31 protein-coding genes are annotated in these 26163 nt (G+C 73.0%); 23 read left to right on the plus strand and 8 right to left on the minus strand.

What is annotated here, in order from left to right; translation table 11 throughout:
* The first annotated feature begins 74 nt into the window (after positions 1-74).
* The 14 genes from CTZ28_RS42820 to hypE all read left to right on the plus strand — a co-directional run bounded on the left by CTZ28_RS42820 (position 75) and on the right by hypE (position 13201).
* The gene (locus CTZ28_RS42820; protein WP_121895179.1) at positions 75-1163 is read left to right on the plus strand and encodes an NADH-quinone oxidoreductase subunit B family protein; all 1089 of its coding nucleotides are present in this window, start codon (positions 75-77) and stop codon (positions 1161-1163) included.
* Between the two features lie 81 nt (positions 1164-1244).
* Positions 1245-3029 carry a nickel-dependent hydrogenase large subunit gene (locus tag CTZ28_RS42825; RefSeq protein ID WP_121895180.1) on the plus strand — a complete coding sequence of 595 codons (1785 nt, stop codon included), beginning with the start codon at positions 1245-1247 and terminating at the stop codon, positions 3027-3029.
* Positions 3026-3565, plus strand: a complete 540-nt coding sequence (locus CTZ28_RS42830) for a hypothetical protein (RefSeq protein ID WP_121895181.1) — start codon at positions 3026-3028, stop codon at positions 3563-3565. The genes CTZ28_RS42825 and CTZ28_RS42830 overlap by 4 nt, the downstream gene beginning before the upstream one ends.
* Positions 3562-4215, plus strand: coding sequence for a DUF5947 family protein (locus CTZ28_RS42835; protein ID WP_121895182.1), 654 nt, complete (start codon positions 3562-3564; stop codon positions 4213-4215). The genes CTZ28_RS42830 and CTZ28_RS42835 overlap by 4 nt, the downstream gene beginning before the upstream one ends.
* The gene (locus CTZ28_RS42840) at positions 4212-4880 is read left to right on the plus strand and encodes a DUF6084 family protein (protein ID WP_121895183.1); all 669 of its coding nucleotides are present in this window, start codon (positions 4212-4214) and stop codon (positions 4878-4880) included. The genes CTZ28_RS42835 and CTZ28_RS42840 overlap by 4 nt, the downstream gene beginning before the upstream one ends.
* Positions 4877-6298 (plus strand): hypothetical protein, encoded by a 1422-nt coding sequence (locus CTZ28_RS42845; RefSeq protein ID WP_121895184.1) that lies wholly within the window; start codon positions 4877-4879, stop codon positions 6296-6298. The genes CTZ28_RS42840 and CTZ28_RS42845 overlap by 4 nt, the downstream gene beginning before the upstream one ends.
* A complete protein-coding gene (locus tag CTZ28_RS42850; RefSeq protein ID WP_121895185.1) occupies positions 6295-6834 on the plus strand; it encodes a hydrogenase maturation protease in 540 nt (179 codons plus the stop codon). Before CTZ28_RS42845 ends, CTZ28_RS42850 begins: the two co-directional genes overlap by 4 nt.
* A 10-nt stretch (positions 6835-6844) precedes the next feature.
* Positions 6845-6955 (plus strand): DUF6893 family small protein, encoded by a 111-nt coding sequence (locus CTZ28_RS49840; protein ID WP_398657900.1) that lies wholly within the window; start codon positions 6845-6847, stop codon positions 6953-6955.
* Between the two features lie 203 nt (positions 6956-7158).
* Positions 7159-7551 (plus strand): hydrogenase maturation nickel metallochaperone HypA/HybF, encoded by a 393-nt coding sequence (locus CTZ28_RS42855; protein ID WP_121895186.1) that lies wholly within the window; start codon positions 7159-7161, stop codon positions 7549-7551.
* A gap of 3 nt (positions 7552-7554) precedes the next feature.
* Positions 7555-8292, plus strand: a complete 738-nt coding sequence (gene hypB / locus CTZ28_RS42860; protein ID WP_121895187.1) for a hydrogenase nickel incorporation protein HypB — start codon at positions 7555-7557, stop codon at positions 8290-8292.
* A complete protein-coding gene (gene hypF / locus CTZ28_RS42865; protein ID WP_121895188.1) occupies positions 8289-10682 on the plus strand; it encodes a carbamoyltransferase HypF in 2394 nt (797 codons plus the stop codon). Before hypB ends, hypF begins: the two co-directional genes overlap by 4 nt.
* Before the next feature lie 35 nt (positions 10683-10717).
* The gene (locus CTZ28_RS42870) at positions 10718-11020 is read left to right on the plus strand and encodes a HypC/HybG/HupF family hydrogenase formation chaperone (RefSeq protein ID WP_121895189.1); all 303 of its coding nucleotides are present in this window, start codon (positions 10718-10720) and stop codon (positions 11018-11020) included.
* Positions 11017-12141, plus strand: coding sequence for a hydrogenase formation protein HypD (hypD, locus tag CTZ28_RS42875; RefSeq protein ID WP_121895190.1), 1125 nt, complete (start codon positions 11017-11019; stop codon positions 12139-12141). The genes CTZ28_RS42870 and hypD overlap by 4 nt, the downstream gene beginning before the upstream one ends.
* Entirely contained in the window at positions 12134-13201 is a 1068-nt protein-coding gene (hypE, locus tag CTZ28_RS42880) for a hydrogenase expression/formation protein HypE (protein WP_310887656.1), read from the plus strand. The genes hypD and hypE overlap by 8 nt, the downstream gene beginning before the upstream one ends.
* A 35-nt stretch (positions 13202-13236) precedes the next feature.
* On the opposite strand, the gene CTZ28_RS42885 is transcribed toward hypE, so the two are convergent.
* Positions 13237-13704, minus strand: coding sequence for a hypothetical protein (locus CTZ28_RS42885; RefSeq protein WP_121895212.1), 468 nt, complete (start codon positions 13702-13704; stop codon positions 13237-13239).
* 423 nt (positions 13705-14127) lie between these two features.
* Between CTZ28_RS42885 and CTZ28_RS42890 the strand changes: the two genes are divergently transcribed.
* Positions 14128-14568, plus strand: a complete 441-nt coding sequence (locus CTZ28_RS42890) for an Lrp/AsnC family transcriptional regulator (protein ID WP_121895191.1) — start codon at positions 14128-14130, stop codon at positions 14566-14568.
* 24 nt (positions 14569-14592) lie between these two features.
* Here the strand turns inward: CTZ28_RS42890 and CTZ28_RS42895 are convergent, their stop codons facing one another.
* Positions 14593-15696 carry a PP2C family protein-serine/threonine phosphatase gene (locus tag CTZ28_RS42895; RefSeq protein ID WP_121895192.1) on the minus strand — a complete coding sequence of 368 codons (1104 nt, stop codon included), beginning with the start codon at positions 15694-15696 and terminating at the stop codon, positions 14593-14595.
* Positions 15697-15956: 260 nt separating this feature from the next.
* Between CTZ28_RS42895 and CTZ28_RS42900 the strand changes: the two genes are divergently transcribed.
* A complete protein-coding gene (locus CTZ28_RS42900) occupies positions 15957-16871 on the plus strand; it encodes a GNAT family N-acetyltransferase (protein WP_121895193.1) in 915 nt (304 codons plus the stop codon).
* 44 nt (positions 16872-16915) lie between these two features.
* Positions 16916-17260, plus strand: a complete 345-nt coding sequence (locus CTZ28_RS42905; protein ID WP_121895194.1) for a hypothetical protein — start codon at positions 16916-16918, stop codon at positions 17258-17260.
* Here the strand turns inward: CTZ28_RS42905 and CTZ28_RS42910 are convergent.
* Positions 17257-18153: a Gfo/Idh/MocA family protein gene (locus CTZ28_RS42910; protein WP_121895195.1), complete on the minus strand. Its 897-nt coding sequence runs from the start codon at positions 18151-18153 to the stop codon at positions 17257-17259. The genes CTZ28_RS42905 and CTZ28_RS42910 overlap by 4 nt on opposite strands.
* Before the next feature lie 168 nt (positions 18154-18321).
* Between CTZ28_RS42910 and CTZ28_RS42915 the strand changes: the two genes are divergently transcribed.
* A complete protein-coding gene (locus CTZ28_RS42915; RefSeq protein ID WP_121895196.1) occupies positions 18322-19140 on the plus strand; it encodes an SAM-dependent methyltransferase in 819 nt (272 codons plus the stop codon).
* A gap of 65 nt (positions 19141-19205) precedes the next feature.
* On the opposite strand, the gene CTZ28_RS42920 is transcribed toward CTZ28_RS42915, so the two are convergent.
* Entirely contained in the window at positions 19206-20126 is a 921-nt protein-coding gene (locus CTZ28_RS42920; protein ID WP_121895197.1) for a helix-turn-helix domain-containing protein, read from the minus strand.
* A gap of 121 nt (positions 20127-20247) precedes the next feature.
* Positions 20248-20478, minus strand: a complete 231-nt coding sequence (locus tag CTZ28_RS42925; RefSeq protein WP_121895198.1) for a DUF397 domain-containing protein — start codon at positions 20476-20478, stop codon at positions 20248-20250.
* A gap of 204 nt (positions 20479-20682) precedes the next feature.
* On the opposite strand from CTZ28_RS42925, the gene CTZ28_RS42930 reads away from it, so the two are divergent.
* The 3 genes from CTZ28_RS42930 to CTZ28_RS42940 all read left to right on the plus strand — a co-directional run bounded on the left by CTZ28_RS42930 (position 20683) and on the right by CTZ28_RS42940 (position 22043).
* A complete protein-coding gene (locus tag CTZ28_RS42930; protein ID WP_121895199.1) occupies positions 20683-21234 on the plus strand; it encodes a hypothetical protein in 552 nt (183 codons plus the stop codon).
* Positions 21235-21443: 209 nt separating this feature from the next.
* Entirely contained in the window at positions 21444-21680 is a 237-nt protein-coding gene (locus CTZ28_RS42935; protein WP_121895200.1) for a DUF5133 domain-containing protein, read from the plus strand.
* 144 nt (positions 21681-21824) lie between these two features.
* Positions 21825-22043: a hypothetical protein gene (locus CTZ28_RS42940; RefSeq protein ID WP_121895201.1), complete on the plus strand. Its 219-nt coding sequence runs from the start codon at positions 21825-21827 to the stop codon at positions 22041-22043.
* A gap of 38 nt (positions 22044-22081) precedes the next feature.
* Here the strand turns inward: CTZ28_RS42940 and tgmB are convergent, their stop codons facing one another.
* The 3 genes from tgmB to CTZ28_RS42955 form a co-directional block, all read right to left on the minus strand.
* A complete protein-coding gene (tgmB, locus tag CTZ28_RS42945; RefSeq protein WP_121895202.1) occupies positions 22082-23065 on the minus strand; it encodes an ATP-grasp ribosomal peptide maturase in 984 nt (327 codons plus the stop codon).
* Positions 23066-23083: 18 nt separating this feature from the next.
* Positions 23084-23275: a putative ATP-grasp-modified RiPP gene (tgmA, locus tag CTZ28_RS42950; protein WP_121895203.1), complete on the minus strand. Its 192-nt coding sequence runs from the start codon at positions 23273-23275 to the stop codon at positions 23084-23086.
* Positions 23276-23465: 190 nt separating this feature from the next.
* Positions 23466-24332: a fructosamine kinase family protein gene (locus CTZ28_RS42955; RefSeq protein ID WP_121895204.1), complete on the minus strand. Its 867-nt coding sequence runs from the start codon at positions 24330-24332 to the stop codon at positions 23466-23468.
* 380 nt (positions 24333-24712) lie between these two features.
* On the opposite strand from CTZ28_RS42955, the gene CTZ28_RS42965 reads away from it, so the two are divergent.
* Both CTZ28_RS42965 and CTZ28_RS42970 read left to right on the plus strand, forming a co-directional pair.
* A complete protein-coding gene (locus CTZ28_RS42965; protein ID WP_121895206.1) occupies positions 24713-25702 on the plus strand; it encodes an alpha/beta fold hydrolase in 990 nt (329 codons plus the stop codon).
* Between the two features lie 265 nt (positions 25703-25967).
* Positions 25968-26163: transposase family protein (locus CTZ28_RS42970; protein ID WP_147481150.1), on the plus strand; the 196-nt coding region annotated here is incomplete at its 3' end.

A 26163-nucleotide genomic window follows, 5' to 3' on the forward strand; every position in this document is an offset into this window, starting at 1 on the left:
AAATGTGGCAGCCGATACGTCTGCCTTGTCCCCTGCTTCTCCTGTCCCCCCTACCTCCCCGAGGAGGCGGTCCCATGACTCCGGCCACGCCCAGCAGTGCCGAGACGACGCACACCGGTGGCACGCCCGCCGGTGAGACGCCCACGATCCATATCCTCTGGATCAACGCCGGGCTGAGCTGCGACGGCGACTCGGTCGCGCTGACGGCCGCCATGCAGCCGAGCATCGAACAGATCGCGCTCGGTGTGCTGCCGGGGCTGCCGAAGATCCAGGTGCACTGGCCCCTCATCGACTTCGACAGCGGTCCGGTCGGCGGCGCCGACACGTTCATCGAGTGGTTCTTCAAGGGGGAGCGGGGTGAGATCGACCCCTTCGTGCTGGTCGTGGAGGGGTCCGTGCCGAACGAGGCGATCAAGCCCGAGGGCTACTGGTGCGGCTTCGGCGACAACCCGGAGACCGGCCAGCCGATCACCACCAGCGAGTGGATCGACCGGCTCGCGCCCAAGGCCCTCGCCGTCGTCGCCATCGGCACCTGCGCCACCTACGGCGGCATCCACGCCATGGCCGGCAACCCGACCGGCGCGATGGGCGTGCCCGACTACCTCGGCTGGAACTGGAAGTCCAAGGCCGGCATCCCCATCGTGTGTGTCCCGGGCTGCCCCATCCAGCCCGACAACTTCGCCGAGACGCTCACCTACCTGCTCTACCAGGCGGCGGGCTCCGCCCCGATGATCCCCCTGGACGACAAGCTCCGCCCGGCCTGGCTGTTCGGCGCCACCGTGCACGAGGGCTGCGACCGGGCCGGCTACTACGAGCAGGGCGACTTCGCCGACACCTACGACTCGCCCAAGTGCCTGGTCAAGATCGGCTGTTGGGGCCCCGTCGTGAAGTGCAACGTGCCCAAGCGGGGCTGGATGAACGGCATCGGCGGCTGCCCGAACGTCGGCGGCATCTGCATCGCCTGCACCATGCCCGGCTTCCCCGACAAGTTCATGCCGTTCATGGACCAGCCCCCCGGCGCGACCCTGTCGACCAAGGCCAGCGGCGCCTACGGCGCGGTCGTCCGCCGGCTGCGCAACGTCACCCAGCAGACCGTCGACAAGGAGCCCAAGTGGCGCCACACCGGCGGCAAGCTCACCACCGGGTACCGGCCGCCCTGGTGACCGCCGCAGGCGGCCCGCCCCCGTCCCCGACCCGTTCGCACCCCCCGCACCTCCCGCTCGCAGAAGGGCACGACTGACACGATGGCACCGACGACCAAGGCGGCCGGAGACGGTAGCGGCCTCATCGAGATGTCCTGGGATCCGATCACCCGGATCGTGGGCAGCCTGGGCATCCACACCAAGATCGACTTCAAGCAGAAGCGGGTCGCCGAGTGCTACAGCACCTCGTCCGTCTTCCGCGGCTACAGCGTCTTCATGCGCGGCAAGGACCCGCGCGACGCACACTTCATCACCAGCCGCATCTGCGGCATCTGCGGCGACAACCACGCCACGTGCTCGGTGTACACGCAGAACATGGCGTACGGCGTCAAGCCCCCGAACCTCGCTGAATGGATCATCAACCTCGGTGAGTCCGCGGAGTACATGTTCGACCACAACATCTTCCAGGAGAACCTGGTCGGGGTCGACTACTGCGAGAAGATGGTCAAGGAGACCAACCCGGGCGTCCTCGACCTGGCCGAACGCACCGAGGCGCCGCACGCGGCGGAGCACGGCTACCGCACCATCGCCGACATCATGCGGTCGCTCAACCCCATGGAGGGCGACTTCTACCGCGAGGCGCTCCAGGTCAGCCGCTACACCCGGGAGATGTTCTGCCTGATGGAGGGCCGCCATGTGCACCCCTCCACGCTCTACCCGGGCGGTGTCGGCACCGTCGCCTCCGTCCAGCTCTTCACGGACTACCTCAGCCGCCTGATGCGCTACGTGGAGTTCATGAAGCGCGTCGTCCCGCTCCACGACGACCTGTTCGACTTCTTCTACGAGGCCCTGCCCGGCTACGAGGAGGTCGGCCGGCGGCGCGTCCTGCTCGGCTGCTGGGGAGCGCTCAACGACCCCGAGTACTGCGACTTCACCTACGCCAACATGACGGACTGGGGCCGGCGGATGTTCGTCACCCCGGGCATCGTGGTCGACGGCAAACTCGTCACCACCGACCTCACCGAGATCAACCTCGGCATCCGCATCCTGCTGGGCAGCTCCTACTACGACGACTGGGCGGGCCGTGAACAGTTCGTCACGCACGACCCGCTCGGCAACCGGGTCGACCCGCGCCACCCGTGGAACCAGCACACCATCCCCGCCCCGCAGAAGCGGAACTTCGAGGACAAGTACAGCTGGGTGATGTCCCCGCGCTGGTTCGACGGCAAGGACCATCTCGCCCTGGACACCGGTGGCGGCCCGCTCGCCCGGCTGTGGACCACCGCCCTGGCGGGCCTGGTCGACACCGGCGGGGTGAAGGCCACCGGGCACAGCGTCGTCATCAACCTGCCGCGCACCATGACCCGGCCCGAGACCACCTTCGAGTGGCGGATCCCCCGGTGGAGCAACGCGCTGGAACGCAACCGGGCGCGCACCTACTTCCAGGCCTACACCGCCGCCCTCGCCCTGCACTTCGCCGAGCAGGGCCTCGAAGAGGTGCGCGCCGGACGCACCCAGACCTGGGAGAAGTTCGAGGTCCCCGACGAGAGCATCGGCGTCGGATTCACCGAGGCGGTCCGCGGACTCCTCTCCCACCACATGGTGATCCGCGACGGCAAGATCGCCAACTACCACCCGTACCCGCCCACGCCGTGGAACGCCAGCGTCCGTGACCCCTACGGCACGCCAGGACCCTACGAGGACGCCGTGCAGAACACCCCCATCTTCGAGGAGAACCCGCCGGACAGCTTCAAGGGCATCGACATCATGCGCACCGTGCGCAGCTTCGACCCCTGTCTGCCGTGCGGCGTCCATATGTACGTCGGCGACGGCCGGACCGTACAGAAGATGCATGTGCCCACCGGCCTGAGCGGCCTGGGCGGATGAGCGCCACCGCGACACCGGCCCACGCGGAGCGGGCCGGCCGGCGCATCGAGGAGATGCTCGACCGGCTCGCCGCCACCGCGGACCCGGCCGCCGTCGCCGCCGCCGAGGAACTCGTGCGCTCCCTCATGGAGTTCTACGGCGCGGGACTCGCCCGGATCCTCGAACTGCTGTCGGCCCCCGAGGACGGGCGGCGCGCGAAGGCCCTGTTCGGCGACGAACTCGTCGCGAGCCTGCTGCTCCTGCACGACCTGCACCCCGAGGACCTGAACGCCCGTATCGACCGCGCCCTGCACAGCATCGACGGCGTCGGCCTCGACGTCCTCGGCTTCGACGAGGCGACCGGCACACTGCGGCTGCGCGCCTCGTCCGGCGGAGGCTGCGGCTGCGCCGCCGGCGCACCGGACGTGCGACGGGCCGCCGAGGACGCGCTGCTGTGCTTCGCCCCCGAGGTCACGGCCGTCGAGGTACGCACCGAGCCGAGCCCCGGGGAGCCCGCACTGCTGCAGATCGGCGCCCGCCCCGGGGCCGGTGCATGAGCGCGGCCCCGGCCCCGGCGGCACCGGACGGCCGCGGCCTGCGCCGGTTCCTGACCGAACGCCCCGCGCTGCCCGAGCGCTGCGGACTGTGCGCGGCACCGGTGGCGGACACCGGCCACCGGCACCTCGTCGACACCGAGCAGCGGTCCCTGGTCTGCGCCTGCCCGTCCTGCTTCCTGCTGATGGAACGGCCGGGCACCGGCGCGGGCCGCATCCGCCCCGTACCCACCCGCTGTCTCACCGACCCCGGCCACCCATTCGACGACCGCGCCTGGGACACCCTGCGCATCCCGGTCGGCGTCGCCTTCTTCTTCCGCAACGCCGCCCTCGACCGGTTCGTCGCCCTCTACCCGAGCCCGGCCGGGGCCACCGAGAGCGAACTGGATCCGCAGACCTGGACCGCGGTCCTCGGCGAGAGCGTCCTCGCCGGCCTGCTCGAACCGGACGTCGAGGCACTGCTGCTGCGCCGCACCGACGACGGCTGCGCCTGCTTCCTGGTGCCGATCGACCTCTGCTACGAACTCGTCGGCCGGATGCGGCTGTTGTGGCAGGGCTTCGACGGCGGCGCCGAGGCCCGGGCCGCCCTGGACACGTTCTTCGCCCACATCGAGGACCGGGCCCGGCCCGTCGGCACCGAGGACCGGCCATGACCGAACTCACCTTCACCTGCACCGGGGTGCGCGCCGACCGCTACGCGGCCGGTCCGACCCTGGTGTTCCGGCTGCGCGTCGGCACACCCGGCGACGAACCCGTGCACGCCCTGGCACTGCGCTGCCAGATCCGCATCGAGCCCGCCCGGCGCGGCTACGACCGCGCCGAACGGGACGGGCTCGTCGACCTGTTCGGCGAACCGTCCCGCTGGGGCAGCACCCTCCAGCCGGTGCAGTTCGCACAGGTCCCGCTGATGGTGCCCGGCTTCACCCGGGAGACCGAGACCGATCTCGCCGTGCCCTGCACCTACGACATGGACATCGCCGCCACCCGCTACCTCGCCGCGCTCGACGGCGGTGAGGTGCCCCTGCTGATGCTGTTCTCCGGAACGGCGTTCACCGGAACCGGCGGCTTCCGCGTCGAACCCGTCCCCTGGGACCGGGAGGCCGCCTTCCGGATGCCGGTCGCGACCTGGCGCGAGATGGTCGAACAGCACTTCCCCGGCTGCGGCTGGATCCGGCTGCCCCGCGACACCATGGACGCCCTGCTGGCCCACCGCTCGCGCCGGGCGCTGCCCTCCTGGGAGGCGACCGTGCGGGATCTGCTCGCCCGGGCCGCGCCGGGACCCGCCCTCACCAGCACGACCGGAAGGACCGCTCCGTGAGCGTGACCGCGTTCGCCCCGCAGACCGAGGCGCGCCTCGCCCTCGCCCGGAAAGTCGCCGACGCCGTCCTCTTCGAGGGCTATGTGCTCTACCCCTACCGGGCGTCCGCCGCGAAGAACCGGCTGCGCTGGCAGTTCGGCGTGCTGGTGCCGCCCGGCTGGGGCGCCGAGTGCGAGGAACACGCCTTCCAGCACACCGAGTGCCTGCTGGAGCCCAGGGCCGGCGCCACCCTCGCCGTCGAACTGCGCTTTCTGCGCGCCCGCCGCCGCACCGTCCAACGGGCGTGCGGTGACGGCGAGTTCGAGACCGTCCCGGAACTCCGCCTGGCCGACCGGGTGCTGGTCCCCTGGGACGAGGGCGTCGAGGAGCGCGTCGAGACGGCCGTACCGGTCGCCGACGTCCTCGCCGCGGACGTCACGGTCCCCTTCCAGCGGCCCGCGGGCACCGAGCACGAGGCCGTCCTCGACCCGGCGGGCCGGACGGCCGGCCGGACCGTCCACCGGTACGCGCCGCTGACCGGCCGGCTGCGGCTGTCGGCCGCCGAACTCGACGGCCCCCACCGGGTGGTGCGGCTGACCGCCGTCGTCGAGAACACCAGCGACTGGACCCCGCCGGCCGGCCACGCCGCCGCCCGCGACGCGGCACTCCCGCGCTCCCTGGTGGCCGCCCACCTCCTGATGGCCGTGGACCGGGGATCCTTCCTGTCGATGACCGACCCCCCGCAGTGGGCCAGGGGCGCGGTCGCCGCCTGCCGCAATCTGCACACCTGGCCGGTCCTGGCCGGCGAACCCGGCCGCGCCGACGTGGTGCTGTCCTCACCGATCATCCTGGAGGACCACCCGGCCATCGCCCCCGAGAGTCCCGGCGCCCTGTACGACGCGACCGAGATCGACGAGATCCTCGCGCTGCGCACCGCCGCCCTCACCGACGAGGAGAAGCGGGAGGCGCGGGGCACCGACGAGCGGGCCGCCGCCGTGCTCGACCTGGCCGACTCGCTGCCGCCCGAGGTGCTGGAACGCCTGCACGGCGCGGTCCGCGGCCTGCGCGAGGTGACCCGGCCGGCCACCGGGACCGGGTTCCCCGACGAGCACGGCGTACCGCGGCCGGACACCCCGTGGTGGGACCCGGCGGGCGACGCGGGCATCGACCCCGGCCACGACCGCGTCCTGGTGGACGGGCGGCCGGCGGGCGCGGGCAGCCGCCTCGTGCTGCGCCCCGGGCTGCGCCGCACCGACGCCCAGGATGTGTTCCTGTACGGGCGCACCGCGACCGTCGAGGCCGTGCTGCACGACGTGGACGGCGTGGTGCACCTCGCGGTCACCGCGGATGGCGACCCGGGCGCCGATCTCCGCCGCGAACAGGGCCGCTTCCTGTACTTCCGGCCCGACGAACTCGCCTGGCCCGAGGAGGACGGATGAGCGCGCGCCCCGCGGCCGGCCGGGTCCTCGTCGCCGGCATCGGGAACGTCTTCCTCGGCGACGACGGCTTCGGCGTGGAGACCGTCCGCGCCCTGGCCACCCGCCCGCTGCCCCGCCGGGCCGAGATCGTGGACGTCGGGGTACGCGGAGTGCACCTCGCCTACCAGCTCCTCGACGGGTACGACACCCTGATCCTGGTGGACGCCACCGCCCGCGGCGGACCACCGGGCACCCTCTACGTCATCGAGCACGAGAGCGCCGCCACGGCCGGCCCGGCGGGCGCCCCGCTGGACGGCCACCGCATGACCCCGGACGCCGTGCTCGCCCTGCTCGGCACCCTGTGCGCGGGCACCGGTGGGCAGCCCCCGCGCCGCACGCTCGTCGTGGGGTGCGAACCGGCCTGTGTGGCCGAGGGGATGGGGCTGAGCGGGCCCGTGTCCGACGCCGTGCCGCAGGCCGTCCGGCTCGTCGAGGACCTGCTGGGCGCGTCCCCCGAGCCCGAGCCACGTCCGCTGGCCGGCGAAGCCGCGAAGTGAGGAGAGACCCATGAAGAAGATCGTCCTCGGCGCTCTGACCGCCGCAGCCGCCGCGGCCGCCGCGCTCGTCGTGCAGTCCCTGCCCGACCTCCGGCGCTATCTGCGCATCCGCAGCATGTGACCTCGGGCCCGGCGCGCACCCGGCCCCGGCGGGTGCGTGCTGCGGCAAACGACGGACGCGGCCTCGCGGTGGCGGCGCGCCGGACCGTCGGCCCGGCACCCCGCACCTCTAATGGGACGCGGCCGTTCGCGCACGTACGGCCCGCGCTCGGCGCACGTACGGCCCGCCCTCTGCACATGTACGGCCCGCCGGGACGGAGGCAGATGCACGAGATGTCCATCGCGCTGGCGGTGATCGACCAGGTCACGGAGGCCGCCGAACGGGCCGGTGACGTCACCGCGGTCCGCTCGGTGCGGCTCCAGGTGGGCGAACTGGCCGGTGTCGTACCCGAAGCCCTGACCTTCTCCTTCGAACTGGCCCGCGCCGGGACCCTGTTGGAAGGCGCCGAACTGGTCGCCGACACGGTGCCCGGACGGGCCCGCTGCGCGCCCTGCGACCACGAATGGGCCGTCGGCATGCCACCCCGGCTGAACTGCCCGCGGTGCCGGGGCGCGACCACCGACCTGCTGTCCGGCCGCGAACTGCGCATCGTCCAGGTGCGCTGGGCCGACCGCACGGCGTCGGCACCCACCCGTGAACCGAGCGAGGAGCGCTGAACCATGTGCCGTGCGATGGATCTGCACCAGTCCGTGCTCGCCAGGAACGACGAGTCCGCGCACGCCCTGCGCGCCCGGCTCGCGGCCCGCGGCACCACGGTCGTCAACCTGCTCTCCAGCCCCGGCAGCGGCAAGACCGCCCTGTTGGAGCACGAACTCACCCTGGCCCGCGAGCGGTCCGTGCCGGTGGCCGCGCTCACCGCCGACCTCGCCACCGAGAACGACGCGGCCCGGCTCGCCCGTTCCGGCGTCCCGGTCAAGCAGATCCTCACCGACGGGCTGTGCCATCTGGAGGCCGGGATGCTCGCCCGGCACCTCGAGGACTGGCTGCCGGAGCCCACGCGGCTGCTGTTCGTGGAGAACGTCGGCAACCTCGTCTGCCCGGCCTCCTACGACCTCGGCGAGACCCTGCGCGTGGTCCTCGCCTCCGTGACGGAGGGTGAGGACAAACCGCTGAAGTACCCCACCGCCTTCGGCCTCGCCCATTTGGTGGTGATCACCAAGACCGACATCGCCGCGGCGGTGGACTTCGACGAGCCGGCGTTCCGCGCCCACGTCGAACAGGTCAACCCGGGCGTCGAGGTGGTACCGACCTCGGTGCGCGGCCGGCGGGGGCTCGGCACCCTGCTGGAGCGGGCCCTGGCCGCCGCGGCCGGCGCCCCGCCGCACACCCCCGTCATGGCCCGCCGCCCGCACGAGCACGCCGGGCACACCCACGCCGCCCTCCCGTCCCGCTCGTGAGCGTCACCGGCGCCCCCGGCGGGACGACCCTGCGCCGCCGGGTCACCGTGCGCGGCGTGGTCCAGGGCGTCGGCTTCCGGCCGTATGTGCACGCGCTCGCCACCTCGCTCGGACTGACCGGACACGTCACCAACACCCCCGACGGCGTGGTCGTCGAGGTCGAGGGCGGCCCCGGGGCCGTCGACCGGTTCTGCGCCCGCCTCGCGCCGGACGCCCCGCCGCTGGCCCGCGTCGACGGCGTCGACCACCAGGACGTGCCGGTCACCGGCGACGGCGCGTTCACCATCCTCGCCTCCCGGGCCGGCGGCCGGGCCGGCGCCCTGATCCCCCCGGACACGGCGACCTGCGCGGCGTGCCTGGACGAACTGGCCGACCCCGCCGACCGGAGGCACCGCCACCCCTTCGTCAACTGCACCCACTGCGGGCCCCGCTTCACGATCGTCACCGGCCTGCCCTACGACCGGGCGCACACCACGATGGCCGGCTTCCCGCTGTGCCCGCGCTGCGCCCGCGAGTACGCCGACCCCGCCGACCGGCGCTTCCACGCCCAGCCCGTCGCCTGCCCGGACTGCGGCCCGCGGCTGCGCCTGCTGGTCCGCCACCCGCGGGCCGCCGGCGCCGCCGAGGAGATCACGGACGCGGACCCGGTGGCCGGGGCACGCCGACTGCTGGCCCGGGGCGCGGTCCTCGCGGTGAAGGGGCTCGGCGGCTACCACCTGGCGTGCGACGCGACCGACCCCGCGGCCGTCGCGCTGCTGCGGCGCCGCAAGGCGAGGGGCGACAAGCCCTTCGCGCTCATGGCACGCAGCGCCGATGACATCGGGCACCTGGTGTCGCTCACCGCCGCGGAGCGCGAGCTGCTCGGCGGTGCGGCCCGCCCGATCGTGCTGCTGCGCCGCCACGCCATCGGCGGGGCCGCCGGCCCGCGCCCGGCCGAGCAGGTCGCGCCCGGCAGCCCCGACCTCGGCGTCATGCTGCCCTACACCCCGCTGCACCACCTCCTGCTGGGCCTGCCGGGCGATCCCGACGGGCCCCGGCTGCTCGTCATGACCAGCGGCAACGTGTCCGGCGAACCGATCGTCACCGACGACGGGGAGGCCCTGGAGCGGCTCGCGCACCTGGCTGACGCCTGGCTCACCCACGACCGGCCCATCCGGGTGCCGTGCGACGACTCCGTGGTGCGGCTGTGCGACGGGAAGCCGCTCGTCGTGCGCCGCGCCCGGGGCTATGCGCCACTGCCGCTCGACCTGCCCGTCCCGGTGCGCCCGGCCCTCGCGGTCGGCGGCGACCTGAAGAACGCGTTCTGCCTCGGGGAGGGGCGGCGGGCCTGGCTGTCGGCCCACATCGGCGACATGGACGACCTCGCCACCCAACGGGCCTTCGCGCGCGCCGTGGCACAGCTGGAGGCGATCACCCCGGTGCGGCCCGGACTGTTCGCGGCCGACCGGCACCCCGGCTACCGCTCCGCCCGGTGGGCCGTCCGCACCGCCGCGGGACGCGGCGTGGGCGGGGTGGTCCGGGTCCAGCATCACCACGCGCACATCGCCGCCGCGATGGCGGAACACGGACTGGACGGCACAAGGCCGGTGCTCGGCGCCGCCTTCGACGGCACCGGCCACGGCGACGACGGAGCGGTGTGGGGCGGGGAGTTCCTGCTCGCGGACTACGCCGGCTTCCGCCGCCTCGGGCACCTGGCCTACGTACCCCTGCCCGGCGGCGACGCCGCCGTGCGCCGGCCCTACCGCATGGCCCTCGCGCACCTGCGCGCGGCCGGGCTCGACTGGTCCCCCGACCTGCCCTGTGTGACCGCCTGCCCCGCCACCGAACTCACCGTGCTCTCCCGGCAGTTGGCGCGCGGCATCAACTGTGTGCCCACCTCCAGCATGGGCCGCCTCTTCGACGCGGTGTCGTCCCTGGCCGGCGTGTGCCACCGGGCCGGCTACGAGGCGCAGGCCGCCGTCGAACTGGAGGCCGCCGCGCTGTCCGCGCCCGGCGGGGACGGCACCGCCTACGCCTTCGCCGTGCGCGAGGCCGCGGCCGGCGAAGGCCCGCTGCGGGCCGACCCGGCGCCCGTCCTGGCCGCGGTCGTCGACGATCTGCGGGCGGGCGTGCCCACGGCGTCGATCGCGGCCCGCTTCCACCGCGCCGTCGCCGGCCTCGTGCACCGCGTCTGCCTGCTGATCCGGGACCGCCACGGAGTGGACACCGTCGCCCTCACGGGCGGCGTGTTCCTCAACTCCCTGCTCTCCTCGGCCTGCGCCGCGGCCCTCGCGGCGGACGGTCTCACCGTGCTGCGCCACCACCTGGTCCCGCCCGGCGACGGGGGGCTGGCCCTGGGGCAGCTGATGGTGGCCGCCCGGGCGGGCGGCCCCGGCGGCCCGACCCCCTGACGACCGACGCACGACCCCACAGCGAGGAGAGGCCCATGTGCCTGGCGGTACCCGGCAGAGTGCTGGACATCGGCGAACGGGACGGCACCCGGGTGGCCACCGTCGACTTCGGCGGCGTGGTCAAGGAGGTGTGCCTGGAATACCTGCCCGACCTGAAGGTCGGCGAGTACGCCATCGTGCACGTCGGCTTCGCCCTGCAACGGCTCGACGAGGAGTCGGCCCGGCACACGCTGGAACTCTTCGCCGAACTCGGCATGCTCCAGGAGGAGTTCGGCGACCCCTGGGAGGCGGCCGCCGGTACGGGCGGCGCGCACGGCGGCGAGGAGGCGCACCGGTGAAGTACCTCGACGAGTTCCAGGACCCGGAGCTGGCCCGGCGGCTGCTCGACGAGATCCGTGCCACGGTGACCAGGCCGTGGGCGCTGATGGAGGTCTGCGGCGGCCAGACGCACTCCATCATCCGGCATGGCATCGACCAACTCCTGCCCGAGCAGGTCGAGTTGATCCACGGTCCGGGCTGCCCGGTGTGTGTCACGCCGCTGGAGGTCATCGACAAGGCCCTGGAGATCGCCTCCCGCCCCGAGGTGATCTTCTGCTCCTTCGGCGACATGCTCCGGGTGCCCGGTACGGGCCGCGACCTGTTCCAGGTGCGCGGGGAGGGCGGTGACGTACGGGTCGTCTACTCGCCGCTGGACGCGCTGCGGATCGCGCAGCGGCACCCGGAGCGCGAGGTGGTGTTCTTCGGCATCGGCTTCGAGACCACCGCGCCGCCCAACGCGATGACCGTCCACCAGGCCCGCAAGCTGGGCATCCGCAACTTCAGCCTGCTGGTCTCGCATGTGCGGGTGCCCCCGGCCATCGAGGCGATCATGCGCTCGCCGAGCTGCCGGGTGCAGGCCTTCCTCGCCGCCGGGCACGTGTGCACCGTCATGGGCGTCGGCGAGTACCCCGAACTGGCGGAGCGGCACCGCGTGCCCATCGTCGTCACCGGCTTCGAACCGCTGGACATCCTGGAGGGCGTACGCCGGACCGTGACGCAGCTCGAACGCGGCGAGCACACCGTCGACAACGCCTACCCGCGGGCCGTGCGCGCCGAGGGCAACCCCGCCGCGCTGGCCATGCTGGAGGACGTCTTCGAGGTCACCGACCGCTCCTGGCGGGGGATCGGCGTGATCCCCGGCAGCGGCTGGCGGCTGTCCCGCAGGTACCGCGACTACGACGCCGAACTGCGGTTCGCCGTCGACGGCATCCGTACCGAGGAGCCGGCCGAGTGCCGCAGCGGCGAGGTGCTGCAGGGCCTGCTCAAGCCGCACGCGTGCGAGATGTTCGGCACCCGCTGCACCCCGCGCACCCCGCTCGGCGCCACCATGGTCTCCAGCGAGGGCGCCTGCGCCGCCTACTACCTCTACCGACGCCTTCAGACCACCCCCGCGCCCCGGGAGGCGAGCCCCGTTGCCTGACACCACCGACACCCTGGACGTGACCGGCTTGACCTGCCCGGCCCCGCTGCGCGACCGGCCCCGCGTCGTCATGGGCCACGGCGGCGGGGGCACGCTCTCCGCCGAGCTGGTCGAGCAGGTCTTCGCGCCCGCCTTCGGCGGGGCGGCCCTCGCCGAACGCGGCGACGCGGCCACGCTCCGTCTGGGCGGGGTACGGCTGGCCTTCTCCACCGACTCCTTCGTGGTGCGGCCGCTGTTCTTCCCCGGCGGCAGCATCGGCGACCTCGCTGTCAACGGCACCGTCAACGACCTCGCCATGAGCGGCGCCCGGGCCGCCTACCTCTCCTGCGGATTCATCCTGGAGGAAGGGGTGGAGATCGAGACCGTCTCCCGGGTGGCCGAGGCGCTCGGCGCCGCCGCGCGGACCGCGGGCGTGGAGGTCGCGACGGGCGACACCAAGGTGGTCGAGTCCGGGCACGGCGACGGCCTCTTCGTCAACACGTCCGGCATCGGCCTGATCCCGGCCGGTGTCGATCTGCGCCCGGCCCGGGTGGTGCCCGGCGACGTGGTGATCGTCAGCGGGCCGGTCGGCGCGCACGGCGTGGCCGTCATGAGCGTGCGCGAGGGCCTGGAGTTCGGGGTCGAGATCGTCAGCGACTGCGCGGCGCTCGGCGGTCTGGTGGCGGCCATGCTGGCCGTCACCCCGGATCTGCACGTCCTGCGCGATCCCACGCGCGGGGGGCTCGCGGCCTCCCTCAACGAGATCGCGACCGGATCGGGCACGGGTGTCGTCATCACGGAACGCGAGGTGCCCGTCCCGCCGGCCGTGGCCAGCGCCTGCGCCGTGCTGGGCCTCGACCCCTTCTACGTCGCCAACGAGGGCAAGCTGGTGGCGTTCGTCCCGCGCGAGCACGCCGACGCCGTGCTGGAGGCGATGCGGGCCCATCCGCTGGGCGCGCAGGCCGCGATCATCGGCGAGGCGGTGGCGGAGCACCCCGGGATGGTGGTGGCCCGCACCGGTCTCGGCGGCACCCGGGTGGTCGACATGCCGCTGGGGGAGCAGCTGCCGCGGATCTGCTGAGCGGCGCCGCCGGCCGGCTCGGCCGGCGGCCCGGCTCAGCCGGCGTCCGGCGGCTGGAGGACGGCCAGCGTGCCGTGCGCCTGGCGCAGGGCCACCTCCAGCGCGGTCGGGGCGTGCAGGGTGCCCGATCCGTCCGGCGGGACCAGCCACTCCATGAGCCCGGCCGGACGGTACGGCGGGGGCACCGCGACCCACGCGCCCCTGCTCGCGTGCCGCAGCCCGGCCCCGACCCAGCGGCTGCCCGGGTCGGGCGGCAGGAAGAAGCCGACCCGGTGTGCGGTGCCGTCCGCGAGCGTGGGGCCCGGCAGCGGCAGGGACGGGCTCCACAGCAGATCGAGGGTGAGCAGCCCCAACTCGTCGGGGACGCTGAGCACGTCCCAGTAGCGCCCGGCCTCCAGAAGGGCGATGCCGTCGCCCTGGTCCCAGTCCCGCTTGCAGTTCCGGGGGTCGCAGGAGGCCGCCGCCAGCCATTCCACGCCCCGCATCCACATCGCGTCCGTCATCTGCCGCTCCGGATGCCGGGAGCACGACGAGAGGGCCGCACCGTACGGCACACCGACCCGGCATATGCATCCTTGTAGATATTTCTAAGCCGGGGAAGGGGTGGCGTGCCCTGGCGCTTTATGTCAGGCATACAGACGCCCGAATCGAGCGTCACGACGATCGATTCCACTGCAAACCCTTGCTAGTGCGGCGTATTCGAACGTACTTTTCCGGCATTCCGTCGTCTTCACGTTCGAGGTACGCCATGGACCGCACCCGGGCGGCCGGCGACCCCGAGCTGGAGGACTTCCTCCACCTCTATCTGGCCAACCGCGGCATCCTGCTGACCCCCTTCCACAACAAGGCGGCCCTGGCCGAACTGACCGGCAGAGACACGCCGTTAAGGTGGGGCGGAGCCGGGCCGACGGCGGGAGAGGACGAACGTGGACGAGATCGACCGGGCCATCCTGCGCGAACTGCAGACCGACGGACGCATCGCGTACGCCGACCTCGGCCCGAAGGTCGGCCTGTCCGCCTCGGCCGCCCGACAGCGGCTGCAACGGCTCCTGGACTCCCGGGCCGTCCAGGTCGTCGGCGTCGCCGACCCGATGGCCATGGGCGGCCAGGCCATGGCGCTGCTCGGCATCGGCGTGGACGGCGACCCGCGCGCCGTCGCCGACCAGCTGTCCGGCCATCCCGAGGTGATCTACGCGGTACTGACCTCCGGCGGCTTCGACCTGTTCGCCGAGGTCGTCACCCCCGGCCCCAAGGACCTGCTCGACTTCGTCAACGACGTCGTGCGGCCGATCGACGGCGTACGGCAGATCCAGTCGTTCCCGTACTTCGGCATCCACACCCACCGCTTCCTGTGGGACGTGGGCTGAACCGCGGCGTCCTGCGGGCAGGGCTCAACCGGAGGACAGCGGGGTGAGGACCAGCATGGTGGCGTCGTCCCGGATGGCGTCGGAGTGCGACAGGAGGTCCGCCCACACCCGGGCGGTCAGCGCGGCCGGGTCCTCGGCGGTGAGCGAACGAAGCCGCTCGGCCAGCGGATAGAAGGCACCGGAGGCGTCCCGTGCCTCCCACACCCCGTCCGAGGCCAGGAACAGCCGGTCACCGGGCTCCAGACCCACCGTGACCTCCTTGGGCGGATCGACGCCGAACGGGCCGATGCCCAACGGGATCCCCGGACTGACACCGATCTCGCGGACCTGCCCGTCGCGCAGCAGCATCGGCGGCGGATGCCCGCGGACCACGACCCGCACCGCCCGGACGTCGACGGAGAACTCCAGCAGCACGCCGGTGGCGAACATCTCGGTGTGCCGCTCGCCCGCCGAGTCCGCCGCCAGCCTGCGGTCCAGCCGGGCCGCGACCCCCTCCAGGTCCGGCTGGTCGAGCACCGCCTCCCGGAAGGCACCCAGCAGCGACACCACGGTCGGCACGGTGGCCAGCCCGTGCCCCTGCACATCGGCCATCACCGCCCGCACCCCGTACGGTCCGTCGCGCACGTCGAAGAAGTCCCCGCCGACCAGCGTCCCGCGCTGGGCCGCCCGGTACAGCCCCGAGCATCCGACGTCGCCGACCCGTTCCGGCAGCGGCGGCGCGATGGCCCGCTGCACCGCATGCCCGACCGTCCGCTCGGTGATCAGCTGGGCGTCCCGCCGACTGCGCACGTAGGAGACGAACACACTCAGCAGGACGACGAAGACGATGGTCAGCAGATCGGTGTTGCCGGGCCGGTTCAGATGGGTGGCCGGCACGTTCAGCACGACCACCACCAGGGCACCCATGAGCGCCGTGGCCAGCGGCCCGTACGACAGGACGGTGAGCGGCGGGATGGCCCCCAGCAGAAAGCCGATGTCGAGCGCGTTGCTGCTGAGCACGGTGGCCATGGTGACCGCCACGAGCAGGGCGACGGGCAGCACCCGCACCCAGCGCGGCGGCGGCGCTCCCCGCAGCCAGTCACGCTCGTCCCGGTACCGGCGCCAGAGCCGGCCGCGGACCCTTCTCACACGCCCACGCTACGCCCGGCTCCGCCGCCCGGCCGCCCACGAGCCCCCGGACAGCGGGCCGGGCCCCCGGACCGCCGCCGGAAAAGCAGTGGACCGGGTGCCCGGCCCGCCCCTAGCGTTACAGCGCACGCCCGGACCCGACGGAAGGAGGCGAGTGCCATGCGGTTCACAGTCACCCAGCGCTCCCTCCCCGTTGTCCCGGCGTGCCACGGCTGATCCGGCCGGGAGCGCATCCGTACGTACGCATCCCGGAGGAATCCATGACCGATCCGGTCATCCGGACGCTCGACGAGCACACCGCCGCTCTCTTCGACACCCTGCCCGACCCGCTGCGCGCACACGAGGCGCACCGGCTGACCCGGCACCGCCCCGACTGGAAGCGGGTGGCCCTGCGCGACGGCCAGGTGGTGGCGCGGGCCGCCTGGTGGGGCGGACCCGACGACGCGCAGCCCCGCATGGTCAACTGGTTCGACGTGGCCGAGGGCGAGGAGGAGGCGGGGGCCGCGCTGCTGCGGACCGCGCCCTGGCAGGTCGACGACCTCGAGTTCAACCTGCCCGCCGGCTGGCGCGACGTGCCCGCGCCGAAGGCCGCCGCCGAGACCCGCTTCGCCGCGGCGCGGGCGGCCGGCTACCGGCACCTGGTGGAGCGCCTCGTCTACCGCTGGACACCGCGGTGCGGACTGCCCGCGCGGCCGGGCCGGCTGGTCTTCCGGCCCGAACCCGACGACGCGGTGTTCTTCGACGCCCTGCGCCGTATCCACTCCGCCACCCTGGACGCTCATGCCCGCAGGGCCGTCGAGCGGGGCGGAGCGGAGCTGGCCGCCCAGGAGGAGATCGACTTCTTCCGGTGGTGTCCCTCGCCGCGCGCCTGGTGGCAGGTCGCGCACACCCCGCAGGGCGAGCCCGTCGGCATCCACATTCCCGCGCACAACCCGGTGGGGCCCTGCATCGGCTTCATCGGGGTCCTGCCGGAGCAGCGCGGACACGGATACGCCTACGACCTGCTCGCCGAGTGCACCCACTTCCTGGTCGAACGGGGCGCCACGGCCGTCGCCGCGGCGACGGACCGGGGGAACTTTCCGATGGCCGCGCACTTCTCCCGGGCCGGGTACCCCGTCGTACGCGAACGGGTCCATTTCCATCGCGCTCGTGGAGCCGTTGTCCGGGGTGAGTGACATCCTGACGACGGGCTGACCGACGAGGGACGGCGGAGGCGGGCATGGGGTTCGACGGCGATGTCTGGCACGTGCGCAGCGGGGACGCGGCGGTCGGCGAGATCCTGATCGACGAAGCCGACTTCCCGTGGCTGTCCGGACGGTTCACCCCGGGGCCGGCCTTCGCCTCCGTCCGTGATCTGTTCGCCCGCGAACTCGCCCTGGCCGACGCGGACGACGAGGGGCACCGGGAGCGGTGGGAGGCCGCCCAGGACGAGATCCACCGACGGGTCTCCCTGATCTCCCCGGACGGCCCGGTCCCCGAGTTCCTGCTGCACATCGAGGGGGACCGGGCCTGGTTCCGCTGGAACGCCGAGCCGTTCCGGCAGACGGACGACGACGGGAGCTAGACCAGGTCGGCGGTGCGCTCGCCCCGCAGGGAGTCGGCGGCGGCGAGGATCTCGGTCACTCGCAGGGCGAAGGCGGCGTCGCACGGATGCGGCCGGCCGGTGCGCGCGGCGTCCAGCAGCGCGTCCACGGCCCGCCCGTAGGCCGGGAGGGCGCCGTCGGAGTTCTCGGGCAACGTGCTCACGCCGGCCTCGCCCCGCAGCTCGACGGTGGTGCCGGTCGCCGCCGACGGGGCGGTCAGGCTCAGCGTCAACGTGCTGGAGGCGCCGCCGAGATGGTCGAGGACCACATGCGCGGTGTCACCGGGCCCGTGCGCCGCCGCGGTCACCCGGCGCACCTCGCCCAGCACCGGCAGCACCACCGACAGGGCATGCGGCCCCACGTCCCACAGGGCGCCCTTCTCCCGGCGCCACGGCGACGCCCCGAACGGGCTGTCCGTCGTGAACACCGAGCCCAGCCACTCTGCCCGCGCGGTGAACCAGCCGCCCCTGTCCGCCTGTTCGGCGATCCAGGCGTCGGTCCCGGGATGGAACCGCCTGGTGAAGAACACCACGGAGGCGACCCCGGCCTCCCGCGCGGCCTCGACCACCTCCCGGCCGTGCGCCACCGTGGCGGCGAGCGGCTTGTCGAGCAGCAGATGACGCCCCGCGCGGGCCGCCCGCGCGGCGAGCGCGGCCTGGACGTCCGGCGGGAGCGCCACGGCGACCGCGTCCACGTCGGCGAGCAGCGCGTCCACGTCGTCGTAGGCCCGGGTGCCGTGCCGGTCCGCCAGCTCGGCCGCGGCGTCCGCGCGCCGCCCCCACACTCCGGTGAACTCCACCTCGTCGTGCCCGCTCAGGGCGGGGGCGTGGACCATCTGTGCCCAAGGGCCGGTGCCGAGCAGTCCGATGCGCATCGCGCTGCCTCTCCAGGGTGCCGAACGTGACGACCGGCGCCGGCCGCCGGTCCTCCGCGAGGGTTTCACAGATCGTCCGTTCGTGGGCTTACCATGAGCACGGCACAGTCCCTAGGATGTACTCCCTGTAATCACCGGCCAGTTGACACGGTATGTACCGGGGGAGCAATGCACACGGGAAACCAGCCGTCCAAGGAGATCGACCCCACGGTGCCGACGGCAGCGCGGATGTACGATCACTACCTCGGCGGCAAGGACAACTACGCGGCCGACCGGGCGGCGTGCGAAGAGCTGGACAAGGTGGTGCCGAGCACCCGGCGGCTCGCCGTCAACAACCGCCGCTTCCTCCGGCGCGTCGTGCGGACCCTCGCCCAGGACCACGGCATCCGGCAGTTCCTCGACCACGGTTCCGGGCTGCCCACCCAGGACAATGTGCACCAGGTCGCCCAGTCCGTCGACCCCACGTCCCATGTCGTCTACGTCGACAACGACCCCATGGTGCTGGTGCACGGCCGGGCGCTGCTGGAGCAGGACGAGCGCACCGCCGTCATCCAGGCCGACATGCGCGACACCGACGGGATCTTCGGGCACCCCGAGACCCAGCGGCTCATCGACTTCTCCCAGCCGGTGGCCGTGCTCTTCGTGTCGGTCATGCACTGTCTGCCGGACAGCGAGAGCGACGGCCCGCCGGCGCTGTCCCGCCGGGTGGCCGAGCGCCTCGCCCCCGGGAGCTTCCTGGTGATGTGCCAACTGGTCAGCGAGGACCCCGAGGTCCGCAAGTTCGTCACCGACTTCATGGACCAGACCACCCAGGGCCACTGGGGGCGGGTGCGGCAGGAGAAGGACGTCGCAGAACTCTTCGACGGCCTGGAGATCCTGGAGCCGGGCCTCGTCGAGGTGTCGACCTGGCGTCCGGACTCCGAGGTGGCCCCGCGCCAGCTCACCCACGAGTGGATCGAGTTCGGGGGCGTCGGCCGCATCGGCTAGGCGGACCCCCGGGGAACCGAGGGGGAAGGGAGGCGGGCCGTGCGCGCACGGCCCGCCCGGCGTTCTCAGGGGGCCGGGTAGCGCTCCGCCATGACGCGGCCCAGCAGATCGACGGACGGCCGCGGCTGCAACGCCTCGTCGGCCAGCCGGTCAAGGACCACCCGGTACTCCTCGGTCTCGTCCCGGTCCTCGAGGAAGTTGGCGCTCCTGATGTGCTCCAGGTAGACCACATCGGGCAGGTCGAGCCCGCCGAACCGCAGATAGGTGACGGGGATCGCGGGCGCCGAGGCGTTCGTCACGTCCAACGGGACGATCTGCAGCGTGACATGCGGCCGTTGCGCCATCCGCAGCAGATGCTCCAGCTGCTCGCGCATCACCTCGGGGCCGCCCAGGACGCGCAACAGCACCGACTCGTCGATGATGACCCACACCTGGGGCGGGTCCTGGCGCCGCAGCAACTCGGCCCGCCGCATACGCAGTTCGACGCGTCTGCGGACCTCGTTCTCGGGCGCCGTCGGAAGCCCACGCCGGACCACCGCGCGGGCATAGGCGGGTGTCTGCAGCAGGCCGGGAACGTACTGGATCTCGAACGTACGGATCGCGACGGCGGCCTCCTGCAGCCCGACCAGCCGGTCGAACCACTCGGGCATCAGCCGTTTGTCGTACCGCTGCCACCAGCCCGGCTCACCGGCCCGCCGTAGCAGCCTGAGCAGGACCGAGGCCTCGTACGCGTCCGTGCCGTACAGCGTCAGCAGCGCCTGGACATCGGCCTCGGACGGGGGCCGCCGGCCCTTGCCGGCCTCGATCCGGGACAGCTTCGCCGGGCTGAAACCGAGCGTCCGCGCCGCCTGTTCCTGGGCCAGTCCCGCGTCCTCGCGGAACCCCGCGAGCTGGACGCCCACCAGCATCTTCAACAAAGTCGGGGCGGGTTCTGCCCGGTCCAGATAGGGTTCGAGGCGGGAGACGCGAGGGGACTCGGCTGACATCCTTGCTCCCGGCAGACCGGCGGTGGAGACCGTCAGACTAACCCATGCGGCGCACCTCGGCCCATGTCCCTGACATATATGGGAGGTTGGGTTCCGGGGAGGTGCGCCGCGGGGAGTGTGGCTACAGCAGATGGTCGAACTCGCCGTCCTTCGCGCCCGCCAGGAAGGCGGCCAGCTCGGCGGGTGTGTAGACGAGCGCGGGCCCGTCCGGGTCGCGGGAGTTGCGGACCGCGACGCAGCCGCCGGTCAGGGCCGCGACCTCCACGCAGTTGCCCTCGGCATTGCTGTGTCTGCTCTTGATCCACCGGGCGTCAAGCGAGCTGGCTCGCACCCCGTTCGGCACTGGTGACATCACAGCCTCCTTGCGTGTTCGCGTCCCGCCCGGGGAACAGGCGGCTCGCCTGGCGCGAGACCGCCCGGAGCGGGCCCCGTGTCCCCTACCCACTTTTCGCGCAATTTCCCGTGCAATTGCACGCGGGCGCTGTTGACATGGATAATAACGGCGACGCCTGCCGGGGGCCGGCGTCATGACCTGACCGCGAATCAGGGAGATACCGTGTCATCGCCTGCGCCTTGGACCAACTCCTCCAGCACGCGGCGGACCGAGCCCGCGACACCCTCGCTCGGGGCGCCGGCGGTCGCGCCGCTGGCGGCCGTCGACGAGGTGCCGTGGCACGAGATCAAGGACTCGACCGGATCCGCCGAGGGCATCCCGCCGCTGCTGCACACCGTCGCCCGCGCCGACGAGGCCGGGGCCCGGCAGGCGCTCGGCGAACTGAGGGAACGTATCTGCCAGTACGGATTCGTCGTGGAGCAGGCCACGGCGGCCACCGTGCCCTTCCTGTGGGAACTGGCCCAGCTGCCCCGTGTCGCCTGCCGCGCCCAGATCATCGAACTCCTCGGCAGCATCGCGGCGGCACGCCAGTGGGAGGACACGGCCGCCGTCTACCCGAAGCTGCTCAACCACCGGGAGAACCACGTGGTCTGGGAGCGCAACGCCCGGGAGGCGGTCCGGTCGGGCCGGGGTCTGATCCGTCATCTGCCGCCGGCCGAAGGGCCCGAGGTCGCCAGGGCCACCAGGGAACTGGCCCGCGCGCTGGGGGAGTAGCCACCCCTCCGCGTCCGGCGGACCGGATGTGGGAACGCGATGGCCGGGCAGCGAGCGGTTGTCCAGCGGGCCGGCACGAGGACTCCGGCGCCGTGGCGGGGCCTGCACCCTGAAACCGGGAAACCGGGAAACTTGGGAAACCGGGAAAGGGGAATGAACTCCGGTTTTCCGGGCAGGCGCAGCGCGTCACCCGAGAAAGGGGCAGTCCCGTGCCGGTCCCGGACCCCAAGGTCGTCAGACAGTTGCTGACCCGCTATGCGGTGCTGCGCATCGCCCAGGCCGAACGGCCGACACCGGCGGCGGCGCGGGACCTGGCGGAGGTGACCCGTGGCCTGTGCGCGATGACCGGCACCGCGGACATCCGCGAGGCGATCGCCCGGGCCGATGCCCTGCTGGCCCGGGCGCGCAGGACCGGCGAGGAGAACGGTCTCCCGCTCGCCGGATGACGGCGGCGCCCGCCGCTTCACGCCCCGGCCGGGGCGTCGGTGTCAAGTCCTGTGGGGGATCCTCCACCAGGACCGGCGCCGATCCTTACACTCGTCAGCTGTGCCCCATGTCCATGGGCCGTGCTCGGAAAGGCGCTTTGACGAGTGTTCCAGGATTCCCCCATCTACGACCGGCTCGTCGCGGAACGCGGCGACGTACCCGCGGGAGTACGCAGAGAGGCCGACCGCCTCCGCAGGGAAGTGGAGGCGGTCATGCTGCCGCTGCGACCGCCGGGGGTGCCCGGTGCCGTGCTGCCACCGCCCCCGGCCCCGTCCTCGCAGTGGCAGCGGGTGCATCAGCTACCGGGCGCCGGGGTGCCCTGAGCCGGACGGCGGGGTGCGATGTCGTGTTCCGTGGGCTGTCACAGGGCTGATCTCCGGGTTCCGCCGGACGGCGCGGGCGTGCCGTCGGGTGCGGATGCCAGCCAGCGGGCGATGGCATCGGCGATCGGCTGGCCGGTGTCCATCTCGACGAAGCCGAACTGGCCCGACTGGTTGCACTCCAGGAACCACCAGATGCCGTCCGCGTCCTCGGCGAAGTCGAACGCCCCGTAGGCGAGTTCGGCGCCGCTGAGGTAGGCGTGGACGGCCGTCGCGACCCGCGGCGGCACCTCCACGGGGTTCCACGGGGACAGGGACGGGCTGAAGCGCACGTCCACGTCGTCCGGGTCGGCGTCCGGCTCGACGGTCTTGCGTGCGGCGAACAGCCGGTCGCCGACGGCGGTCAGCCGGATGTCGGCCAGCTTGGGCACCCGCCGCTGCAGCAGGGTCGGACCGAACGCGACGGCCGCGAAGTCGGTGTCCGGCGCGACCCTGCTGGTCGGCACCGCCCGGGGCGGTTCCTGGGGATGCGCGCCGGAGACGGGCTTGACCACGAGATCCGGGAAGCGCTCCGAGAACTCCCGGGCGGCCTGCGGGAACGTCGTGATCAGGGTGGCGGGCACGGGCAGCCCGCTGCGCTGGGCGAGCCTGAGCTGCCACGGCTTGTGGCGGGCCCGCCGGGCGGCGTCGGGATGGTTCATCCAGCGTGCGTCGGTGCAGCGCAGCATGCCGTACAGCGCCTGGGACGCCTCCTCGGTCAGCCAGGCGGACGGCTGGGCCGCCCGGGCCGCCGGGAGGCCCGGTCTGCGCACCCAGACGGAGCGCAGACCGCTCATGCTCACCAGCCGGTCCGCGACGGACAGGTGGCCGTGGCAGATGCCCTGCACATACTCGCCGGACAGGGCGACCCGGGTGGTGAGATCTGCTGGATCGAGGCGGACCACGGGTACACCGGCTTCGTTGAGCCGGAGGACCACCAGGTCCGCCGTCACGTCCTCTTCACTGGTCAGAATGAGCACGGTCATTGTGGGGGGCTCTCGTGTTCAGTCGTCGAAGTGCGTTTTGGAGCCGGCCGTGGAGGTCGTGGTCCCCAGCGCTCTCAATGTCGCGTGGTCGGTCGCGGCGATGCGGCCGTCGGGGAGCACGTTCAACTGCAGTCCGGAGTCGTACATGTACGGAGTGGTGACTTCCAAGTGCACTGCCGGGCGGGCGTAGTTGAGCGTGAACGGTTGCATGGGTCTCTCCCTGTTTCAGCTTCCATGCACTTATACGATTCGAACGCGCGGTTGGTTTCCTTACTCTCTGTGATCTCAGCCCGAATTAAGGACGTATTAAGGAAGTGACGGAGCGCTGTTCCCCGGAAGCGCCGGAATTGGCAAACCCGTCCGGCACATGACGACGCCGGGAAGGGGCGCCGGAACCCGGTCAGGGAGCCAGGATCCGCCGGGCGACCGCGAGGGCCTGTTCCGCGTAGCCGCGGCCGAACAGCACCGCGTGCACCAGCAGCGGGAACAGCTGGTGCAGTCCGACGCGGTCGCGCCAGCCGTCCGCCAGGGGCGTGGTCGCGCGGTAGCCGTCGAGCACGCGCTCCAGGTGGGGGCAGTCGAACAGCTGGAGCATCGCGAGGTCGGTCTCCCGGTGCCCGCCGTGCGCGGCCGGGTCGATGAGCCGGACGTGGCCGTCGGTGCCCCACAGCACATTGCCGTGCCACAGGTCGCCGTGCAGCCGGGCCGGGGGTTCGGCGGGGCCCGCCAGCCGGGGCAGCCGCTCGCAGACGCGGTCGAGGACGCCGGCCTCGTCCCGATCGAGGGTGCCGTCGTCCGCGGCGCGGCGCAGATAGGGGAGCACCCGGTGCTCGGCGTACCAGGCGGGCCAGTCGGCGCCGGGGACGTTGCGCATGGGGGCGAGGCCGATGTACGCGTCCTCGGGGCCGCCGGGCGGCGGGGAGCCGAAGGCGGGCGCACCGGCGGCGTGCAGCCGGGCCAGCGCGCGGCCGAACCGGACCGCCGCCTCCGGGCCCGGCCGCCCGGCCGGTACGCGGTCGAGCACCAGCCATCGCGTGTCATGGCCGCGCACGGCCGGCAGCCGGACCGTGTCCGTGGCGGCCAGCCAGCGCAGCCCGGCCACCTCGGCGGCGACGGCGCCGGGAGCGTCCGCTCGTTTGACGACCACGACCGGCCCGCCGTCGAGGGCGACCTCGCTCAGCGAGCCGGACAGCGGACGCTCCCGCGCCGCCGCGCGCCCGGTGAGCCGGGACGCCGCGGCCCCCGGCCCCTCGCCGTTGTGCACCATGGGCCCAGCGTAGGGCCCGAGGTTGTGCGGCCGGCCTCGCCGCCCTTGGCCTTCGCCGAGCCGACACGTACGTTCTTGACATTCATGACGGTGAACATGGCCTTCTCGAAGCTCTTGGCGGTGCTCCACTTCCTGATTCCGGAATGCGCAGCGGTGACAGAAACCGAGCAGACTCCGGTCGTGATTCTCGTAACACCCGTGTGATTCCTGGAAGTTCGCGCGCCGATTCGGCGGTGAAGCGGCAGCGGCCCGGTCACCCGGGCCCCCTTTGGGAACTTGCCGAAACGGCAACATCGCTCGGCCGCGCAGAACCGCCTCCCGCATGATCGGCTTTATAGCCCCCATAAGTCTCCGTAGCCGCCGATCCTCTGGGAGGAACCATGCCGCAGACCACCGCCTCCGACCGCGTCCACCGTCTGGTGGCGTCCCCGGCGGGCCGCACCCACCTGGTGGAACAGGGAACCGGCCCGCTGGTGCTCCTCGTGCACGGATTCCCGGAGTCCTGGTACTCGTGGCGCCGCCAGCTGCCCGCGCTGGCCGCCGCCGGCTACCGGGCCGTCGCCGTGGACGTGCGCGGCTACGGCCGCTCCTCCAGGCCCGCCGAGGTCGACGCGTACCGGATGCTCGAACTGGTGGCCGACAACGTCGCCGTGGTGGAGGCGCTGGGCGAGCGGTCCGCGGTGATCGTCGGACACGACTGGGGCGCCACCATCGCCGCGACCTCGGCCCTGCTCAGGCCCGACGTCTTCAGCGCCGTGGGCCTGCTGAGCGTGCCCTACACCCCGCCCGGCGGCCCGCGGCCCAGCGAGGTGTTCGCGGCGATGGGCGGTCCCGAGGAGTTCTACGTCTCCTACTTCCAGGAGCCGGGCCGCGCGGAGGCGGAGATCGAACCCGATGTGCGCGGCTGGCTCGCGGGCTTCTACGCCGCCCTGTCCGCCGACACCATGCCGCCGCCCGGGGCGCCGGATCCGCACTTCGTCGGCGCGGGCGGGACGCTGCGCGACCGGTTCCCCGCCGGTCGGCTGCCCGCCTGGCTCGGGGAGGACGAACTCGATGTCTACGCGGCGGAGTTCGAGCGCACCGGGCTGACCGGGGCACTGAACCGCTACCGCACCATGGACCGGGACTGGGCCGACCTCGCCGACGTCCACGGCGCTCCGGTCACCCAGCCGTCGCTGTTCGTCGGCGGCGGTCTGGACGCCTCCACCACTTGGCTCGCCGACGCGATCGAGGCGTATCCCACCACCCTGCCCGGCCTGACCGCCTCCCACCTTCTCGACGGCTGCGGCCACTGGATCCAGCAGGAACGCCCCGAGCTGGTCAACACCCTCCTGACGGAGTGGCTTGCGGAGGTGGCCCCGCGCCGCTGACGGCACGGGAGCGTCCGCGCGCCGCGCGGTCGTCATGGCTCACGGCGCCTGCGCCGTGAGCCGGTTCACGAGGTGCCGGACGGGTGGCCGGGGCCCGGCTTGGGGCGTCTTCGAAATTGAGCGGGGTGTGACTTCGGGCAGCCTGCCGCACCGTCACTGGCGGTCAGCGGGAGATGAGTTGGACCCTTGATGCAGGAAGCCCCTGTGGTGGGGCGGCGGCGCATGGGCGGCTCGACGCCGTCAGCGAGGCGCCGGGCTGGAGCTGGTGTGGCGTAAGCGCTGCTGGTACTGCACCGAGCCGTCCTGTCCGCGCCGGACCTTCACCGAGCAGGTGCGCCAGGTTCCGGCCGGGGCGAGGATCACCGAGCGGCTGCGCAGTGCGGCCGGGCGGCGGGTGCGCGACGCGGGTTCCACGGTCGTCCAGGCGTCCCGGGACCTGGGCCTGTCCTGGCCCACGGTGA

Origin of the sequence: Streptomyces shenzhenensis, from assembly GCF_003688995.1 — a bacterium.
In the GTDB taxonomy this organism is placed as follows: domain Bacteria; phylum Actinomycetota; class Actinomycetes; order Streptomycetales; family Streptomycetaceae; genus Streptomyces; species Streptomyces shenzhenensis_A.

Excerpts from the sequence above, each read along its gene's own strand:
- CTZ28_RS42885 (WP_121895212.1), bottom strand. The coding sequence starts at position 13,704 with ATGACGGACGCGATGTGGATGCGGGGCGTGGAATGGCTGGCGGCGGCC.
- CTZ28_RS42820 (WP_121895179.1), top strand. The coding sequence starts at position 75 with ATGACTCCGGCCACGCCCAGCAGTGCCGAGACGACGCACACCGGTGGC.
- CTZ28_RS42915 (WP_121895196.1), top strand. The coding sequence starts at position 18,322 with ATGCACACGGGAAACCAGCCGTCCAAGGAGATCGACCCCACGGTGCCG.
- CTZ28_RS42920 (WP_121895197.1), bottom strand. The coding sequence starts at position 20,126 with ATGTCAGCCGAGTCCCCTCGCGTCTCCCGCCTCGAACCCTATCTGGAC.
- CTZ28_RS42825 (WP_121895180.1), top strand. The coding sequence starts at position 1,245 with ATGGCACCGACGACCAAGGCGGCCGGAGACGGTAGCGGCCTCATCGAG.
- CTZ28_RS42870 (WP_121895189.1), top strand. The coding sequence starts at position 10,718 with ATGTGCCTGGCGGTACCCGGCAGAGTGCTGGACATCGGCGAACGGGAC.
- CTZ28_RS42900 (WP_121895193.1), top strand. The coding sequence starts at position 15,957 with ATGACCGATCCGGTCATCCGGACGCTCGACGAGCACACCGCCGCTCTC.
- CTZ28_RS42840 (WP_121895183.1), top strand. The coding sequence starts at position 4,212 with ATGACCGAACTCACCTTCACCTGCACCGGGGTGCGCGCCGACCGCTAC.
- CTZ28_RS42855 (WP_121895186.1), top strand. The coding sequence starts at position 7,159 with ATGCACGAGATGTCCATCGCGCTGGCGGTGATCGACCAGGTCACGGAG.
- tgmB (WP_121895202.1), bottom strand. The coding sequence starts at position 23,065 with ATGACCGTGCTCATTCTGACCAGTGAAGAGGACGTGACGGCGGACCTG.
- CTZ28_RS42835 (WP_121895182.1), top strand. The coding sequence starts at position 3,562 with ATGAGCGCGGCCCCGGCCCCGGCGGCACCGGACGGCCGCGGCCTGCGC.
- CTZ28_RS42955 (WP_121895204.1), bottom strand. The coding sequence starts at position 24,332 with ATGGTGCACAACGGCGAGGGGCCGGGGGCCGCGGCGTCCCGGCTCACC.
- CTZ28_RS42965 (WP_121895206.1), top strand. The coding sequence starts at position 24,713 with ATGCCGCAGACCACCGCCTCCGACCGCGTCCACCGTCTGGTGGCGTCC.
- CTZ28_RS49840 (WP_398657900.1), top strand. The coding sequence starts at position 6,845 with ATGAAGAAGATCGTCCTCGGCGCTCTGACCGCCGCAGCCGCCGCGGCC.
- CTZ28_RS42830 (WP_121895181.1), top strand. The coding sequence starts at position 3,026 with ATGAGCGCCACCGCGACACCGGCCCACGCGGAGCGGGCCGGCCGGCGC.
- CTZ28_RS42910 (WP_121895195.1), bottom strand. The coding sequence starts at position 18,153 with ATGCGCATCGGACTGCTCGGCACCGGCCCTTGGGCACAGATGGTCCAC.
- CTZ28_RS42905 (WP_121895194.1), top strand. The coding sequence starts at position 16,916 with ATGGGGTTCGACGGCGATGTCTGGCACGTGCGCAGCGGGGACGCGGCG.
- CTZ28_RS42925 (WP_121895198.1), bottom strand. The coding sequence starts at position 20,478 with ATGTCACCAGTGCCGAACGGGGTGCGAGCCAGCTCGCTTGACGCCCGG.
- hypB (WP_121895187.1), top strand. The coding sequence starts at position 7,555 with ATGTGCCGTGCGATGGATCTGCACCAGTCCGTGCTCGCCAGGAACGAC.
- tgmA (WP_121895203.1), bottom strand. The coding sequence starts at position 23,275 with ATGCAACCGTTCACGCTCAACTACGCCCGCCCGGCAGTGCACTTGGAA.
- CTZ28_RS42850 (WP_121895185.1), top strand. The coding sequence starts at position 6,295 with ATGAGCGCGCGCCCCGCGGCCGGCCGGGTCCTCGTCGCCGGCATCGGG.